18 protein-coding genes are annotated in these 16,240 nt (G+C 70.9%); all 18 read left to right on the top strand.

Annotated elements, in window-relative coordinates:
- Window positions 1-22: 22 nt before the first annotated feature.
- The 18 genes from GWK50_RS06115 to traF (GWK50_RS06030) all read left to right on the top strand — a co-directional run bounded on the left by GWK50_RS06115 (window position 23) and on the right by traF (GWK50_RS06030) (window position 16,237).
- Window positions 23-814 carry an OmpA family protein gene (locus tag GWK50_RS06115; RefSeq protein WP_059400275.1) on the top strand — a complete coding sequence of 264 codons (792 nt, stop codon included), beginning with the start codon at window positions 23-25 and terminating at the stop codon, window positions 812-814.
- A 196-nt stretch (window positions 815-1,010) separates the two neighbouring features.
- The gene (locus tag GWK50_RS06110; protein ID WP_059400274.1) at window positions 1,011-1,373 is read left to right on the top strand and encodes a hypothetical protein; all 363 of its coding nucleotides are present in this window, start codon (window positions 1,011-1,013) and stop codon (window positions 1,371-1,373) included.
- Window positions 1,374-1,403: 30 nt separating this feature from the next.
- Window positions 1,404-1,703: a type IV conjugative transfer system protein TraL gene (gene traL / locus GWK50_RS06105; protein ID WP_059400273.1), complete on the top strand. Its 300-nt coding sequence runs from the start codon at window positions 1,404-1,406 to the stop codon at window positions 1,701-1,703.
- 13 nt (window positions 1,704-1,716) lie between these two features.
- The gene (gene traE, locus GWK50_RS06100) at window positions 1,717-2,283 is read left to right on the top strand and encodes a type IV conjugative transfer system protein TraE (protein ID WP_059400272.1); all 567 of its coding nucleotides are present in this window, start codon (window positions 1,717-1,719) and stop codon (window positions 2,281-2,283) included.
- A complete protein-coding gene (locus tag GWK50_RS06095) occupies window positions 2,270-3,274 on the top strand; it encodes a type-F conjugative transfer system secretin TraK (protein ID WP_059400271.1) in 1,005 nt (334 codons plus the stop codon). Before traE ends, GWK50_RS06095 begins: the two co-directional genes overlap by 14 nt.
- Window positions 3,271-4,692, top strand: coding sequence for a TraB/VirB10 family protein (locus GWK50_RS06090; protein ID WP_059400270.1), 1,422 nt, complete (start codon window positions 3,271-3,273; stop codon window positions 4,690-4,692). The genes GWK50_RS06095 and GWK50_RS06090 overlap by 4 nt, the downstream gene beginning before the upstream one ends.
- The gene (locus GWK50_RS06085; protein ID WP_059400269.1) at window positions 4,676-5,524 is read left to right on the top strand and encodes a DsbC family protein; all 849 of its coding nucleotides are present in this window, start codon (window positions 4,676-4,678) and stop codon (window positions 5,522-5,524) included. The genes GWK50_RS06090 and GWK50_RS06085 overlap by 17 nt, the downstream gene beginning before the upstream one ends.
- Window positions 5,521-6,192 (top strand): TraV family lipoprotein, encoded by a 672-nt coding sequence (locus GWK50_RS06080; RefSeq protein WP_059400268.1) that lies wholly within the window; start codon window positions 5,521-5,523, stop codon window positions 6,190-6,192. Before GWK50_RS06085 ends, GWK50_RS06080 begins: the two co-directional genes overlap by 4 nt.
- 7 nt (window positions 6,193-6,199) lie before the next feature.
- A complete protein-coding gene (gene traC, locus GWK50_RS06075) occupies window positions 6,200-8,782 on the top strand; it encodes a type IV secretion system protein TraC (RefSeq protein WP_059400267.1) in 2,583 nt (860 codons plus the stop codon).
- On the top strand, window positions 8,779-9,132 hold the full coding sequence (locus tag GWK50_RS06070) for a hypothetical protein (RefSeq protein WP_059400266.1): 354 nt from the start codon (window positions 8,779-8,781) through the stop codon (window positions 9,130-9,132). Before traC ends, GWK50_RS06070 begins: the two co-directional genes overlap by 4 nt.
- A complete protein-coding gene (traF, locus tag GWK50_RS06065; RefSeq protein WP_162015737.1) occupies window positions 9,129-9,716 on the top strand; it encodes a conjugative transfer signal peptidase TraF in 588 nt (195 codons plus the stop codon). The genes GWK50_RS06070 and traF (GWK50_RS06065) overlap by 4 nt, the downstream gene beginning before the upstream one ends.
- An 11-nt stretch (window positions 9,717-9,727) precedes the next feature.
- Window positions 9,728-10,129, top strand: a complete 402-nt coding sequence (locus tag GWK50_RS06060) for a hypothetical protein (protein ID WP_059400264.1) — start codon at window positions 9,728-9,730, stop codon at window positions 10,127-10,129.
- Window positions 10,130-10,143: 14 nt separating this feature from the next.
- On the top strand, window positions 10,144-10,764 hold the full coding sequence (gene traW / locus GWK50_RS06055; protein WP_242455309.1) for a type-F conjugative transfer system protein TraW: 621 nt from the start codon (window positions 10,144-10,146) through the stop codon (window positions 10,762-10,764).
- Window positions 10,761-11,780 (top strand): TraU family protein, encoded by a 1,020-nt coding sequence (locus tag GWK50_RS06050; RefSeq protein WP_059400262.1) that lies wholly within the window; start codon window positions 10,761-10,763, stop codon window positions 11,778-11,780. Before traW ends, GWK50_RS06050 begins: the two co-directional genes overlap by 4 nt.
- 34 nt (window positions 11,781-11,814) lie before the next feature.
- Window positions 11,815-12,540, top strand: a complete 726-nt coding sequence (trbC, locus tag GWK50_RS06045) for a type-F conjugative transfer system pilin assembly protein TrbC (RefSeq protein WP_242455308.1) — start codon at window positions 11,815-11,817, stop codon at window positions 12,538-12,540.
- Between the two features lie 7 nt (window positions 12,541-12,547).
- The gene (gene traN / locus GWK50_RS06040; protein ID WP_059400260.1) at window positions 12,548-14,965 is read left to right on the top strand and encodes a type-F conjugative transfer system mating-pair stabilization protein TraN; all 2,418 of its coding nucleotides are present in this window, start codon (window positions 12,548-12,550) and stop codon (window positions 14,963-14,965) included.
- Complete coding sequence (locus tag GWK50_RS06035) at window positions 14,962-15,354, top strand: hypothetical protein (RefSeq protein ID WP_059400259.1); 393 nt, start codon at window positions 14,962-14,964, stop codon at window positions 15,352-15,354. Before traN ends, GWK50_RS06035 begins: the two co-directional genes overlap by 4 nt.
- 7 nt (window positions 15,355-15,361) lie before the next feature.
- Window positions 15,362-16,237, top strand: coding sequence for a conjugal transfer protein TraF (traF, locus tag GWK50_RS06030; RefSeq protein WP_059400258.1), 876 nt, complete (start codon window positions 15,362-15,364; stop codon window positions 16,235-16,237).
- Window positions 16,238-16,240: the final 3 nt, after the last annotated feature.

The following is a 16,240-nucleotide window of genomic DNA, read 5'->3' as shown; positions in this document are numbered from 1 at the left end:
CGGGACCTGGATCGCCGGCTGCATGGGCGCACTCGCGCTCTGCGCCTGCGCCCTGCTGCGTCCGCCGGCAGCCCCCTCGGCGGCGGCGCCGGCCGCGGCCGCACCGCACACGGGTGCGCTGCGCATCGCGCAGGCGGAAAGCGGCCCCCGGATGGACACAGCCCGCTTCGCACCGTTCGTGCTGTGCAGCGACGACGCGTGCCCCCGCGTCACGCCCAAGACCCTTGCGCAGGCTGCTCCCGCACGGCAACACGATGCCGAGCAAGGCCCGAGGCCGGCATCGCTTGCGCCCCTCGCCTCGCCGGAGACGCCGCGCAAAGCTTCCGCGCAGCAAGCTCCCGCATCGAAGGGTCACGAGGCCGGCACCGCGGTCCCGGCCACGCCGCAGCCGTCCCCCGCATCTCCCGACAGACCGGATGAGCCCGAAGGCGCAGCCAGGCCGCAGCGGCGCGGCGACATCGCCGTGACCGTGCGTTTCCCGTTCGGCGACGCACGGCTGAACGAGGCGGCCAGGGCGCAGTTGGACACCGCTGCCGGCCAGGCCTCGGAGGCCGGAGCGCTGCACCGGCTTCGCATCGTCGGCAGAACCGACAGCGCCGGACCCCAGGCCGTGAACGACGCGCTGGCAATGGCGCGCGCCCGCGCAGTGCGCGACCACCTGCGCCACCGCCTCCCGCGCTGGCCGGCGGCCGTGGACATCGAGGCCGCCGGAGCGTGCTGCTACGCCGCGAGCAACGACACCGCGCAAGGCCGCTTCGCGAACCGGCGCGTCGAGATCACGCTCTCGGCATCCGATCCGGAGGACGCCCCATGAGGACGCGCCCTACGGACGCCATCCGGACGCTGCCGGCCCCCGGCGGCCTTCGCCCGGATCCACCCGAAGAGCCCGCGGGCTCCACCGCGCCGCGCCGCAGCGGCTCCACCTCCGGCAGCTACCGGCGGCCCGAGCGCCTCCGGCCCGCCATCCGGCCGTCCCGTCCCTCAGTCCTTCATTTCCAAAGGAGTTCTTCATGAGCATCGCCATCCTCTCCGCCCCCGCACCGGCCGCCCGGCGCTCGTCCGCGCGCAAGCTGATCGCCTTCGTCTGTCTGCTGGCGCTCGCCATCGCGGGACTGGCGCTCGCGTTCCCGAGCCATGCACTCGACCTGGTGGCCTTCACGGGCATCACCGGGCCGCTCACCAGCGCATTGACGCAGATCGCGGAACTCGGCCCCGGCATCAAGGCGCTCGTGGGCTTCGTCGGCTTCGTGGTCGCGCTGATCTCGCTGTCGGCGCTGCGCAACTTCGGCCCCGTCCTTTTTTATGTCGGCCTGGCCATTTTCGCGGCGGTCGGCTTGGTGATCGCCGGCGCGATCATGGGCGCGGTCGTCTGAGCCCCGGCGCACCCGATTCCGGAGGCCCCCATGCAAGCGGACACCTACATCCCGCGGCGTCTCGACGACAGCTGGAAGCTGGGCTTCTGGGACGTGGACGTCGCCGCGCCCATCGTGTTCATGTTCTTCGTCGGCTACCTGTCGTCGAGCAAGGTGGCGTTCGCGGTCTGCATGGCCGCCGGGTTCGCCATCTCGCGCTGGATATCGCGCCTCAAGGCGGACAAGCACCCCGCGTTCGCCCTCCACTGGCTCTACTGGCACCTGCCGACCAACCCGGCGACGTCGATGCGCGTGACGCCGCCGTCCCATCTCCGCCGGATGGTCGGCTGAGCCGAGGCGCACCATGGACTTCGAGCGACTCAGCGGCGACCTCAAGGAGCTACGCCGGCGCAACCGGGGACTGGGCCTGGCCGTGGGCGCGCTGGCCGCGGGCTTGTTCGTCGCGCTCATCGTCATCCTCCAGCTCCTGGGGACGGTGCGCACCGTGGTCGTTCCACCGTCGCTGAGCAAGACCTTCTGGGTCACGGCCGACCAGGCATCGAGCGAGTACCTCGAGCAGATGGGCAGCTTCGTCGCCTGGCTGATCCTGGACGTCACCCCCAGCTCCATCGACTGGAAGAAGGACATCCTGCTCGGCTACGTCGACCCGGCGCAATACGGCGCGCTCAAGGCGCGCCAGGAAGTCGAGGCGGAGCGCCTCAAGCGCATCAACGCCGCGACGGCATTCGCGCCGCAGCAGCTCGTGGCCAGCGAGGAAGCGCAGTCGCTGGTCGTGCGCGGACGCCTGCGCACCCTCGTGAACGGCTACGAGACCGCCAACGAACTCAAGGCCTACCGCATCGACTTCGGTCATGCCGGCGCTCGCATGCACGTCATCGGATTCAAGGAGGTGCCCTATGCGGTCAAGTGACACCGCGCGCACGCCACTGCGCCTGCCCGTGGCCCGCCGCGCCGTCGGCGGCGCAGGCCCGGCCGCGCGCGCCGCAACCGCGCCAGCACGCGTGCCCTTGCCGCCGACACGCGAGCGCTGGAAGCGACTGCCTCCCGCCGCGCGGCGGATCCTCCTCGTCACGGCCCTGTCCTTCGGGCTGCATGCCCATGCGCTGCAGGTCGTCGAGGCGAGCGACGGCGTCGCCGCCGAGGCCATCGTGTCGTTGAAGGAGCCCACGCGCATCCGCATCGAGGGCACGCCGATCACCGACGTGTTCGGCAACATCCATTCCAGCCATTGCGGCGGCCCGCCGATGCCCGCTTCCGCACCGCCAGCCTCGCCCGGCTCGCCCTCCGCCACGCCCGGACTCTCCCCCGCGGGTGCGTTCTCATCGCCCGCGGTCAATCCGGCCGGGGAGGTCATCGTCGAGTGCGATCGCGACAAGGGCGAAATCTACATCCGCCCGGTCGGCGATGCGGCCCAGCCGATCAACCTCTTCGTGGCCTCGGCCTCCGCCACCTACACCTTGCTGCTGCGCCGCTCGGACACGCCCGCAGACACCATCGTCATCCGCGACAAGACGCCGCGCGCGCTGCGCCCGGCCGCCGCCGAGGCCGCCCCCTCGGGCCCCGCGCCCAGCCACGTGCGCGCGATGAAGGCGCTGCTGGTGGCCATGGCGTCCGACCGCGTGCCGCCGGACGTCCGGGTCGAGGAGCGCTCCCGCCCGGTCCAGCTCTGGGCCGAGGCACGCCTCACGCTGCTGCGCCAGTACGAGGGCCGGGGCCTGACCGGCGAGAAGTACCTGCTCCAGAACGTCAGCGCGGCGCCGATGGTGCTGGCCGAGCAGGAATTCGACCGCCCCGACAGCCGCGCCGGCGGCGAGACCGTCGGCGTGGCGATCGAGCACCACAGCCTGCGGCCGGGCGAGAGCACCAGCGTCTACGTGATCCGGCGGGGAGGCGAACGATGAACGCGCCCTCCATGCCCCCGGGCGGCCGCCCGCCCGGCTACGCCGTGCGCGGACTGATGGACCGCTTCTCGCCGCGCCAGCGGCAGTACGCCCTGCTGGGCGCAATCCTCGCGGCCGGCATCGGACTGCTCTGGCTGATCTTCAGCTTCGCCGGGCCGGGGCCGCAGCCGCGCGGCGGCAGCGCTCCCCAGGTGCAGCCAGGCGACGTCACCAACATCGGCGTGCTGCCGCCGGGCGCGCAGGTCAACCCGCTCGACCAGTGGGTCGGCACCGCGGGCCGCAAGCTCGCGCAGTACGAGACCGAGCGCGACGAGCAGAACCGGCTCAACAAGGAGCGCCAGGCCTTCGAGGGGCGGACGATGCAGCGCTTCGCGGAGTTGGAGAAGCGCCTGACCGCGAACCAGCAGCCCCCGGCCGCGCCCCCTCCTGCGCCACCCGCGCCGCCGCCACCGCCGCCCGCGCCGGCGAGCCCGGTCGCCATGCCGCCTGCTGCGAGCCTGCCGCCGCCCCCGGCGCCGTCGGCTGCGGGGGCAGGCGCGATGCCCGCCGGCGCGCCCAGCCTGCAGCCGCCCACGCCTCCCGTGCCTCCCACGCCGACCATCTCGCGCGTCACTCTGGTGGACCGGTCCCGCGCGGTGGCCACCGGCAGCGGGGATGGACAGGCTGCCCGAGACGGCGCGCCAGGCGCGTCCTCCAGCACGCAGAAGACCGTCTCGACCTTCCTGCCCGTGAGCTTCACGCGGGGAATCCTGCTCGGAGGCCTGGACGCACCCACGGGCGGACAGTCGCAGAGCAACCCGCATCCCGTGCTGATCCGTCTCTCGGACAACTCGGTGCTTCCCAACCGGTTCCGTGGCGAGTACCGCGAGTGCTTCGTGGTCGCCGCCGGCTACGGCGACATCAGCTCCGAGCGCGCGTACCTGCGCACCGAGAACCTGTCCTGCGTGCGCGCCGACGGCGCGACGCTGGAGGTGCGCATCCAGGGCAGCGTCTACGGCGAGGACGGCAAGGTCGGCATGCGCGGCCGCCTCGTGACCAAGCAAGGGCAGATGCTCGCCAACGCCCTGCTGGCAGGTGTGGTCAGCGGCATCGGCCAGGGACTGTCCACCGCCAACACCACCTACAGCACCTCGGCCCTGGGGACGATCGCCAGCGCCGACAGCAACGCGGACGCCTACCGCGCTGGACTGGGCCAGGGCGTGGGCAAGGCGCTGGACCGCCTCGCCCAGTACTACATCAAGCTGGCCGAGAACACCTTCCCCGTCATCGAGGTGGACGCCGGCCGCCAGATCGACGTGGTGATCACCAAGGGCGTGCGCATCGACGTGCCGATGACCGCCATGGCCGGGCCCACCGCCGGCCCCTCCCCCTCCCCCGAAACCCGCTACCTGGAGGCCACCGATGATGGCAACTACTGAACCCGTGCGCCTGCGCCGCTCGCGCACCGCCGCATTGCTTTTTGAGGCCGCACTGTGTGCGGCGCTGCTCGCCGCCCTGCCGGCCGGCAACGCCGCGACGCCCGAGGAGGCCCGGCTCCTCGCTGCGCTGCGCAAGGCGCACCCCGGCACGCAGTTCACCGAGGTGTCGCGTACCGACGTCGAAGGGCTCTACGAGGTCTGGATGAACGGCAACGTCGCCTATGTGCCGGCGGCCAACCCGCGCTTCTTCGTCTTCGGCCGCCTCTTCGACACGCAAGACATGCGCGACATCACGGGCCCGCGGATCGCGCAGCGCAGCACCGGCCCGGGCGGGCCGTCCGAGCCGGTGTCTCGAACGGTGGCAACCGTCTCCCTGGAGCAGCTGCCGCTGGCCGACGCGATCCGGACGGTGCACGGGAACGGGGGGCGCAAGGTCGCGGTCTTCAGCGATCCCAACTGCATCTATTGCAAGCAGCTCGAGCCCGAGCTCGCCAGCATCGACGACGTCACGGTCTACACCTTTCTCCTGCCCTTCCAGGGCGAGGCCCGTCCGATCGCGATCTGGTGCGCCGCCGACCGCGAGCGCGCCTGGCGCCAGTGGATGCTGCAGGCGGACGCCAGCCTGCTGCGGTCCGACGCGCACTGCGACCACCCCATCGGGCGCAACCTCGAGCTGGCCCGCCGCCTGGGCGTGCAGGGTACGCCGACGCTGATCTGGGCCGACGGCATCCGCACGGACGGCTACATCGGGCGCACCGCGCTGGAGGCCAGGTTCGCGGAGGCCGCGAAGGTGGCCGGTACGAAGTCCGGCACGGCGGGCGCACGGCCATGAGGACCCGGCCGCTGCACCTCGGTGCGTTCGCCGCGCTGATCCCCCTGGCCGGGTGCGTCAACATGTCGGGGCTTAGTGGCGGATCCAAGTACGCCTGCGCGGCCCCCGATGGGGTGGCCTGCGAGTCGGTGTCGGGAACCTACGTCAACGCCCTGCACGAGAACCTGCCGAGCCAGCGGGCCTCCGCCACCGCGCCGGGCGAGCCGTCCACCTCCCGCGCCAAGGCCAGGGCTCCTGACGCTGTCCCGGCCGCCGCCGCACCGCCCCGCCAACCATTCGCGGCCGCCGCGCCCGCGATCGACGCCGCCGGCGGCGTGCCCGGCATGGCGCTGCGATCCGAGGCGCGGGTGCTGCGGCTGTGGACCAAGCCGTGGGAGGATGCGGACGGCGACCTCTGGGACCAGGGCTTCGTCTACGTCCAGGTCGATGCCGGTCGCTGGCAGATCGACCACGTGCGCCAGCGCATCCGCGACCAGTACGCGCCGCTGCGCCCCCCGCCCGCCGTGCCCGCAACCCCCTCCGGCACCACCGAGCCGGGTGCCGGGCCGATACCCGCGGAGGCCGGGCCGGCGGGCGCCGCAGAGAGCGCGCTGCAACGCCCCGCGCCGTTCAATTCCTTCCCGCTGCTGCGCCCACCGCCGGCCGGCACGGGGCCACGACCGCAGTGAGGCCGCCATGCGCCTGCCTTCCACCGAAGCACGTCACGGCGAACGCCACGCCGCCCCCCTGTTTCCCTTCGGGATGCCGGCCGACATCCCGGCCGAGCAGTTCGCGAGCTGGCTGCCCTATTCCGCCTACCTGGCCGAGGAGAAGATCTTCGTCAATCGCGAAGGGATGGGCTTCCTTCTCGAGGTGATGCCGCAGTCGGGCGCCGACGAGCGCATGTCCGAGGTGCTGGTCTCGCTGTACGCCAACTGCCCGCCCGGCACCGGCCTGCAGTTCCACCTGTTCGCCTCGCCGCACATCCGCCAGCAGCTGCGCCAGTACACCAACCTGCGTATCGAGGACGAGGACCAGGCCGAGAAGGCGCGGCCCTTTGGCCGGCCGGTGCCCAACGAGAACCTGTTCCGCAGGCTCGCGCGCCAGCGCGTGCAGCACCTGCTGCGCGGCACGAAGGCCTCGCTCACCGCAGGCTTCCACTACACCTTGCGGGACTTCCGGCTCATGCTGAGCGTGTCCTTCCCGGGCAGCGCCGCGGACCTCAACCGCCGCGACGCGCTGCTGACGCTGCGCGACTCGATGGCCGCGACCCTGCGCTCGGCCATGCTGCCCAACCGCGTGTGCGACGCGGCCGACCTGATCAACTGGTGCGCCCTGTTCACCAACCCGGACCGGATCGCCCATTCGGACGCCGAGGACCTGAACGCCGACGACGACCGCTGGCTGCATTACGACGACGGGCGCGAGATCCGCGACCAGATCGTGGACTTCGACACCGTCCAGGATCCGCATCCGTCGGGCATCACGTTCTGGAAGGGCACGAGCGAGGAAATGCTGGAAGCGCGCTTCTACTCCATCAAGTCGTTCCCCGAGCGGTTCGCGTTGTGGCAGATGGGTTCGCTCATTGGTGACCTGATGCAGCCGGCCCTGCAGTACAGCGCGCCGTTCCTGATCACGCTGGGGGTGCACATCCTCGATCCGAACGTCACTAAGTCGGTGGTCACGGCGAACCACGTGCGCGCCACGCAGAACGCCAAGAGCAGGATGGCCGACGTGATGCCGGATGTGAGGAAGAAGCTCGACGACTGGTCCGCGGCGGCCAATGCGCTGGACACCGGCGGCAATCTCGTGAGCCTGTACCACCAGCTCGCGATCTTCACCCAGCCGGACAAGGCCGCCTCGGCGCACGAGGCAGCCAATGCGATCTGGCGCGCGCGCGGATTCCAGCTCAACGCCGACGCCTACATGCACCGCCAGGCCCTGCTCGCGAGCCTGCCCATGACGCTGACGCCGCGCATGCACAAGGACCTGTCCAAGATGCGCCGCGTCACGCGCAAGACCATGGCCAACGCGATCCACATGGCGCCGTTGATCGCGGAATGGCGCGGCACCCGCACCCCGGCCCTGGTGTTCGGCGGCCGGCGCGGCCAGATCATGACGCTGGACCTCTTCGACAACGATCTCGGCAACTACAACTTCGCGATCATCGGCGCGCCGGGCAGCGGCAAGTCCGTGCTGATGAACGAGCTCGCGTGGTCCTACCGCGCGATTGGCGCCAAGGTCTGGATGCTGGACCTCGGGCGCAGCTTCGAGAAGCTCTGCCGCAAGGCCAAGGGAACGTACATCGAATTCCGGCCCGATGTGGACATCTGCCTGAACCCGTTCACCATCGTGCACGACATCAACGAGGACATCGACATGCTGGTGCCGGGCATCAGCAAGATGTGCTCGATGCAGCATTCGCTGGACGAGGTCCAGCGCAAGGCCATCTCGGCCATGATCCTCAAGCTCTGGCGCGAGCACGGCAGGGACCTCACGATCACGGGCCTGCGCGACGCCTTCAAGACCGGGACCATCGAGGAGCTGGGCGTCCGGGGAGATCCGCGCATCCGGGATCTCGCCATCATGCTCAATCCCTATGCCAAGGGTGGGCAGTACGAGCGCTTCTTCGAGGGCCGGGCCAACGTCGATTTCAGCAACGATTTCATCGTCATCGAGAATGAGGAACTCAAGCGCCGCCCGGACCTGCACGCGGTCGTCAACATCCTCCTGCTGCACCAGATCACGGGGGAGATGTACCTCACGCGCAACCGGCGCAAGGTGCTCTTCATCGATGAGCTGAAGCAGCAGTTGGGCGACATCGGCGCCGACGACCCGATCAAGGCCGCTGTGGTCGAGGAGGCAGCCCGGCGTGCGCGCAAGTATGGCGGCGCCCTCGGCACGGCCACGCAGAGCGCCGACGATTACTACGGGTCGGCCCAGATGGAGGCGGCGTTCGCCTGCTCGGACTGGGTCTTCCTGCTGCGCCAGAAGCCCGAATCGATCGAGATGCTGGACCGCAAGGCCCGCCTGTCGATGGACGAGCCCAAGAAGCGCCTGCTCAACTCGCTGCGCACCGAGGCCGGCGCGTTCTCGGAGGTCTACATCTCCTCGCCCGTCGGCGAAGGGGTGGCGCGCAACATCCTGGACCCGGCCACGCACCTTCTGTTCTCGAACAAGCTGGAGGACAACGCCCCCATCGACGCACTGCGCGCCCAGGGCCTGTCGATCGACGAGGCGATCACCGAGCTGCTGCGCCAGCGGGGGCATGCGCTATGAAGGCCGTTTTGCTGCATGCACTGGTCGCTGCGCTGCTGCTCGCCGCGGGTCTCGCCGCCTACGACCGCTGGGTGCTGCGCCCCGCCCTGGTGGTGGGCGTGGTGGATCTCTCCGAGGTCTACCGCACGAAGGAAGCCGAATTCACGCAGTTGCTCACCAGCGGCGGCACAGAGGCCGAGCGCGAAAGGGCGCTCGCGCTCGCGCGCCGCTTCTCGCAGCGGCTGCCCGCGGCGCTGGACGAGCTGCCTCGCGAATGCGGCTGCCTGGTGGTGATCAAGAGCGCGATCGCGGGAGCGCCGAACAGCCGCGACCTGACGCCGGCATTGCGCCGGAAGGTGGAACAGCCATGACCGTGGACACCGTCTCCGATGACGCAGCACTGGCGCCGGGCTGGTGGCGCCAGCGCACCCGATCCTTCATCGACTTCCTGCGCCACATGCGCCGGCGCTGGTACCTCTACCTGCCGGTGTTCGCGGTCTGGGGTTTCGCCTACGTGCGCCTGTTCTTGGACCCGACGCCGCGCGTGCCCCTGCTCGTCAACTGGACGCCGAGCCTGCCGTACCACGTGGCACTCAGGCAGTTCCACCAGCAGCCCATACGGCGCGGCGACCTGATTGTGTTCGCGTTCGCGGGCGAGGCTCAGGCGCACTACCGGGGCCTGCGCGGCCAGCCGTTCTTCAAGCGCGTGCGGGGCCTGCCCGGCGACATCGTGACGGTCTCCGACCGCACGGTCTTCGTCAACGGCGAGGCCGTGGGCCGGGCCAAGACCCACGCCTACGACGGGCACCCGCTCGCGCCCATCGCGCCGGTGGTCATTCCTCCGGGCCACTACTACGTGCAGGGCATCGGCCTCCACAGTTTCGACTCGCGCTACGCCGAGAGTGGCCTGGTGCGCGACGAGCAGGTGGTAGGCGTCGTGATGCCGATCTTCTGAGGAACCGGACCATGCCTCCCGCATTCCACACTGTCCATCGCGCCAACCTGATCGCGCTGCTGGCCGTGATGGGCTTGGCCGCAAGCGCCGCGCCCGCCCAAACCAGCCCGGCGTTCGGTCCGCTCGGCGCATCCACCGTGGCCACCGCCCAGGGCGACATGCCGATCACCGACTACCTCGGCCTGCTGCGGCAGATCGCTCCGTCGGCCGAACAGGGCGCACGCACCTACATCGCGGCCGTGCAACTGCGCTGCGGCCGCGCGCCGACCACGGCAGAACTGCGCCAGGCCATCTCCGAAGGCGAGGGACACCCGGCGCTCATGGGCCTGATGCGCGCTGCCCAGCTGCAGGACAAGGCCGCGCGCGACCGGCTGGTGGCCCAGGTCCCCTGCCCTCGTGGAGCCGGGCGATGAGACCCGGCGGCTGCTTGTCGGCCGCCCTGCTCGTCGTGCTGGCCAGTGGCGGCACGACCGCCCGCGCCACGGACCTCGGCGCGCTGGGGCCGACGTACGGGATCACCGAGCCGCACCTGCTGCGCATGATCGAGGAACGGCTGCGCGAGAAGGAGCGCTCGGGCGAGCTGGCGCGCGTCGAGCAGGAGGCGCGGGCACGCGGCACCGACACGGTGAGGAACCCGGTGCCGGTCCCCGGCGTGCGGACCACGGCGTTTCCGCGCTCCTTCTACTTCGACCCCACCTACACGCTCGACCGCAACATCCTGGGCGCGCACGGCGAGCTTCTCTTCGCCGCCGGCACGCAGGCCAATCCCCTGGACATCGTCTCCCTGTCGCGCCACCTGCTGTTCTTCGACGCGCGCGACGCCCGTCAAGTGCGTCGCGCGCACCAGCTGGTCGCCCACTACCAGGGCAAGGTCAAGCCCATCCTGACCGCAGGCTCCTACCTCGATCTCATGAAGGCCTGGCGCGTCCCGGTCTACTACGACCAGCAGGGGATGCTCACGCGGCGCCTGGGGATCACGCAGGTGCCCGCCTTGGTGTCCCAGGAGGGCAAGCGGCTGCGCATCGACGAGATGGAGGTGGAGCGATGAAACCGCGCCTGCTCACCCACACGCTCCGTTGGCTGGCCGGGCTCCTCCTGGCGGGAGGCTGCGCGGCCGCGGGCGCGACCACCTGCACCGGCAGGTTTCCCAACCCGATCACCGACATCTGCTGGAGCTGCATCCTGCCCCTGAGCATCGGGGGCGCGCGCATCGGCGACTTCGGTTCGCAGGAGGACATCGACAACCCAGGCAGCCCGCTGTGCACCTGCGGCGTCAACCCGGTGATCGGCCTGTCGATCGGCTTCTGGGAACCGGCCCGCCACGTCGAGGCGGTGCGCAAGCCCTTCTGCCTGGCCTCGCTGGGCGGCATCGACCTCGACCCGGGCATCCCCGCGCCGGAGGCCGCGCGCTTCACGCGTCCCGAGGGCGACGGCGACGGCGGATCGTTCTACCAGGCCCACTTCTACGTGAACCCCATCCTCTACTACCTCGAGGTGGTGACCGACTTCCCCTGCCTGGAGAAGGGCAGCTTCGACCTTGCATACCTCACCGAGGTCGACCCGCTCTGGGCCGACGACGAGCTCACGCTGATCATCAATCCCGACGCGGTGCTGTTCGCCAACCCCGTGGCGGTCGCGGCCTGCGCCGCCGACTGCGTCGCCGCCTCGATGGGCTTTGGCATCCGCGAGATGTTCTGGTGCGCGGGCTGCCAGGGCGGCCTCTACCCGATGAACGGCCACGTGCCGTACCACATGGGCGGGGTACGCACGGCGGCGCTGATGGCCCAGCGGCTGACGGCCAAGATGCACCGGGAACTCATCGCCTGGGGCTGGCACGGCCAGGCCGGCCTGTGCGGGCCGTACTTCCTGCCGGTCATGGACAAGGCCGCCTACAAGACCCAGCTCACCTACCCGATCCCGGCCACGTCGAAGGAGGCCGGCAAGTGCTGCCAGCCGTTCGGGCGCCAGACCGTCACCTGGGGCGCCGGCAAGGAGTACCCCGTTCAGGGCGAGGACTTCGCCTTCATCCTGTTTCGCAAGAGGAACTGCTGTGTGGGCTACTGACCTTCTCCGCGGGCGGAAGCTCGTCCTGGCGTTCGTGCTCGCCGTCCACGCGGCGGCATCCCCTGCCGCCGGGCCAGTCGTGGGTCCGGCCGCGCCCGCCATCACCGATGCAGACCTCGAGCGGGTGCGCCGCGAGCAGCCCACCGTCACCGAGCAGGACATCGATCAGGCCCGGCGCAAGCACCGCATGCCCGCAGAAGCGGAGCTGAAGGCGGCGCCCCCGGCGCCGGCCCCCGCCATCGATGCGCTGCCCCGGCCCGCGACGAACATGCCGATCGACCTCGAGGCCCTGGCGCGGGGCTATGCCGCGCAGGCGGGCGCCATGCAGGCCGCGGAAGGGCTGGCGCAGGGGCCTGGGCTGATGGTCTTCGTGAGCCTGTCCATGCCGCGCCCTGCGCTGCAGCGGCTGATCGACCAGGCCGCGCGCGCGCGCGCCTCCGTGATCCTGCGCGGACTCGCACAGGGGTCGCTGCGCGAGACCGTGGCGCAGGTGCAGCCGCTCATCGGCACGCGCCAGGTGGCGGTGCAGATCGACCCGCAGGCCTACGACCGGTTCTCGATCGAGCGCGTGCCCAGCTTCGTGCTGGTGCGCGACGGCACGCGCCCGGTCTCGTGCGCCAGCGGCACCTGCGCGCCGCCCGAGGCCTTCCTGCGCGCGGCCGGCGACGTGAGCCTGGACTATGCGCTGGAGCACATGGTGCGCGCTGCGCCGGCGTTCCAGGGCGACGCGGCGGGCTTTCTGCGGCGGCTGAAGGAGTAGCGCCACCATGCTTCTCACGCTCTCCCTCCTCCTGCGCCGGGCCGTGGTCTGGGCCACGCTCGCCTGCTTCGTAACCACCCAGACCGCGGCGCAGACCGGCGCGCACGCCGAGGGCACGGCTGCGGGCCAGGCCGCGAATCCCGTCATCCGCGGCGCGATCAATGCCCCGGACGCCTCCGCCGTGGTGCCGGGCTACACGAACGCGCCGCCCGAGCGGCTCTACTACGGGCAGCCCAACCTCTCGGGGCAGACCAGCGCCCGGCTAGCGGGCTGCGCGATGACTCCGAACGACCCCGTGTGCCAGGCGCTGCTGGGTGCCCGGGCCTCGGCCCACACGCCGCGCGAGCCGGTGTCTCCGTACGACCCCGCCGTGCTGGATGCCCGCCGCATCGCGTCCAACCCGTCCACCCAGCTAGAGGACATTGCCAGCTTCTACGCCGGCTGCCAGGTCGACACGGTGGCCACGCCGGCCACGGAGACCCGCGTGTGCCGGCAGTATTCCGGCGCTTCCGCGCTGTCCTGCGCGCGCACGCTGTCCGTGGCGGTCTCGCGCACCAGCAGTTGCCCGCCCGGGGAGTGGTTTGCCCAGGGAACCGCGGGAGCGATCGGCCTCGGCGTGCAGTGCAAGCCGGACCAGCCAGCCTCGCAGCAGCGCATGCGCGTGACCGCGGGCGGCGCGCCGGTGGCCTTCTTCGACGTCGACATGACCAGCGCGTACGTGTTCCCGCAGATCGTGGCGCCGCTGCCCGGCGGGGATCCGATGGGCGGCGGCAGAAACGGCCTCTGGGTCGCCAACAACCGCTGCAATGGCGACGACTGCCGGGTCACCGGCTATGTGGCCCAGGAATACCGGCAGGTCTGCACGGGTGGCGGCGGCGATTCGGGGGACATGCAATGCACGACCGAACGGCCCTTCCTGGAGATCTATGGCGCCTGCCCCGCCGGCACGCAAAGCGGCGACCGGATCGGCCACACGACCGGCGCCGCAGGCGATGCCGGGGATGTTCAGACCACCTACCTCGAGGAGGGACGCTGCTACGCCCCCAGCGAGGACCCCGAGGACGCGCCGGGCGAGGACATCACGCGCACCCTCCAGGGGTCCTACTGGCGGCCGGCCGGCAGCCGCCCCGTGGTGGGCTTCCGGCTCAACCCGCTGTACGGGTACATCCCGCAGATGACGCTGGGCTACGAGCGGCCGCACACGACCGTCATCGAGACCGACCAGTGGGACGACCAGTGCCCGGCGCTGGACGCAGAAGGACGCTGCGCCGTCACCGGCGCGGCGCGCTGCGTCGATGGGCCAGCCACCAAGGAGATCGACGGCGCGCCGGTCACCCGCTCCTGCTGGCGCTACGAGACCTCGCTCTCCTGCCAGTACGGCGCGCCCACGGACGAATGCGCGCCCCTGGCCACCGCGGGCTGCACGCCCACTGGCACCACCTGCCGCCAGCCGAACCCGGCCACGGGGCTGTGCGAGATCACCGAGAACACCTACAGCTGCCCGGTCGCCCCGGGCTCCGCGGTCACGGCACGCAACTGCCCGAAGGACGTCTTCTGCATTGCCGGCAGCTGCTTCAACACCACCTACACCAACGACGCGGATTTCGCCCGCGCCATGTCCTTCCTGGAAGCCGGGCGCGAGGCCGGGGTCTACCTCGACACCGACAACCTGCAGGTGTTCCGGGGCGAGGCCAACCGCTGCAGGGACCGGCTGCTGAAGAACTGCTGCATGTCGGACGGCGCGGGCAAGGGCATGAGCAACCAGAGCATGTTCGGCGTGGGCTCGCGCCTGGTCTTCGACGCCCTGATGAACGCCGGCAACCGCCAGTTCCTGTACCAGGGCATGCAGGCCTTGCTCCTGGGCGGCGGCTTCTCCGGCAGTTTCACCACCTACGGCGTCACGGTCGCCGTGAACGGAACCGCGCTGCCCGCCGGTTCCTCGGTGCTCTACGCGGGCGAGAGCGTGGTCGTGGCCTTCGACCCATGGAGCCTCGTCATCGCGATCGTGATCTACGTCGTGATGGCCGCCATGTCCTGCGACGAAGAGGAAGGCAAGCTCGCCATGAAGGAAGGCGCCCGCCTGTGCCACACGGTCGGCACGTACTGCTCCTCTTGCATCCGGATCCTGGGCAAGTGCGTCTCCTGCATCACGCACACGACGAGCAAGTGCTGCTTCAACTCCGTGCTGGCCCGGATCATCAACGAGCAGGGTCGCCTGCAGGTCATGAAGTGGTGGGGAACGGCCGAGGCGCCTGACTGCTCGGGCTTCACGATCGCGCAGTTGCAGGCCCTGGACTTCGCGCGCATGGACCTCACTGAGTTCTATGCCTCGATCGTCCCGAACATGCCCAACGTCGGCGCGATGCAGAGCGGCGCCGCCGGTCGCGCCAGCAACTGCTACTACGGCGAAGGGAGGTGCCAATGAACTGCGCCGCGCGCCGGGCCGCCGCCTTCGCGGGCGCCGCCCTCTTCCCGCTTCTGATGGCGCAGCCACGCGCCGAGACGTTCCGCACCCCCGTGGCGGACGCCCGCCCCGTCCTGCTGGCGGCGCTGCAGTCCGCGGACGGCATGGCGCATGGCGTCCTCGTCGGCGAGATCGCCGACGCGATCACCCAGCGCTTCGAGGCCACCTCGCCCATCTACATCGATGTGTCGACCGAGAAGCGCTATCGCGAACCGGGCTGCAGCCGGCTGAAGGTGCTGTTCTGGCAGGAAGGCGTGAAGCTGCCCGACGTGGCCGCGCCGCGCAGGCAGACCATCGAGTTCGGCATCAACTACTGCCTCGACGGCTTGCCGCCGAAGTCGCTGCGGTGAGGGCACCATGAGGACCGGCCACGCTCCTTGCCCGCGTCAGCGGCTGCTGCTCCTGGCACTGATGCTGCTCGGCGGCACGGCGGCGGCAGCGAACGGCGCCGCCGCATCCCTCCAGGATGAGCCGCGCCCGTACTGGTCGGACGCCTGGCGCGGCTGGCACTTCTACGAAGACCCTCCCGCCGAAGAGCGCGAGCCCTCCGCCCGCCCCGCCCCGCCCATGCCCGCACGGCCGCTGGCGCCGCCCCGGCCGCCCGAGCTCGTGGAGTTCGAACGGCTGCAGAAGGCGCTGGAAGACCTGCGCAACATCGCGATCATGCGTCCGACCGAGACCAACGTGCGGCGCTACATGGAGCTGGAGATGCAGGTGGTGGACCGCGCCTCCTACTTCGCCGACATGGCCCAGCGCATCGCCTGGGCCACCCCGGCGCTCGACCCGACCTTGCAGGGCCGCCCGGTCAACGCGCAGGCGCTGGAGGTCTTTGACCAGCAGCAGCGGGCCGAGCGCTCCGGCTCCGTGGCCGCCCTGGGCGCCGACCACGTCCTCATCTTCTTTTATCGCAGCGACTGCCCCTACTGCCACGCCTTCGCCCCGACCCTCCAGGCCTTCGAGGCACGCCACGGCATCCGGGTCGAGGCGGTGAGCGTCGACGGCGGTCCCATGCCGGCATTCCCGCGCGCGCGTCCCGACAACGGCATCGCCACCGCGCTGCGCGTCGCCCAGGTGCCGGCCGTGTTCCTGGCCCACCCCGCCTCCGGAAAGATCACCCAGATCGGCTCCGGCGTTCTCTCCGAGTCGCAGTTGCTGGAGCGCATCTCCATCGTCACGTCGCCCGCGGGCGAAGCCATGTTGCCGGGCGCAACGCAGCACCTGGCCCTGCCCTAGGAG

This window comes from Acidovorax sp. 210-6 (genome assembly GCF_010020825.1).
Classification (GTDB): domain Bacteria; phylum Pseudomonadota; class Gammaproteobacteria; order Burkholderiales; family Burkholderiaceae_C; genus Simplicispira; species Simplicispira sedimenti.
The sequence above is the reverse complement of the archived record's forward strand: the minus strand, read 5'-3'. Positions and strand labels throughout refer to the sequence as shown.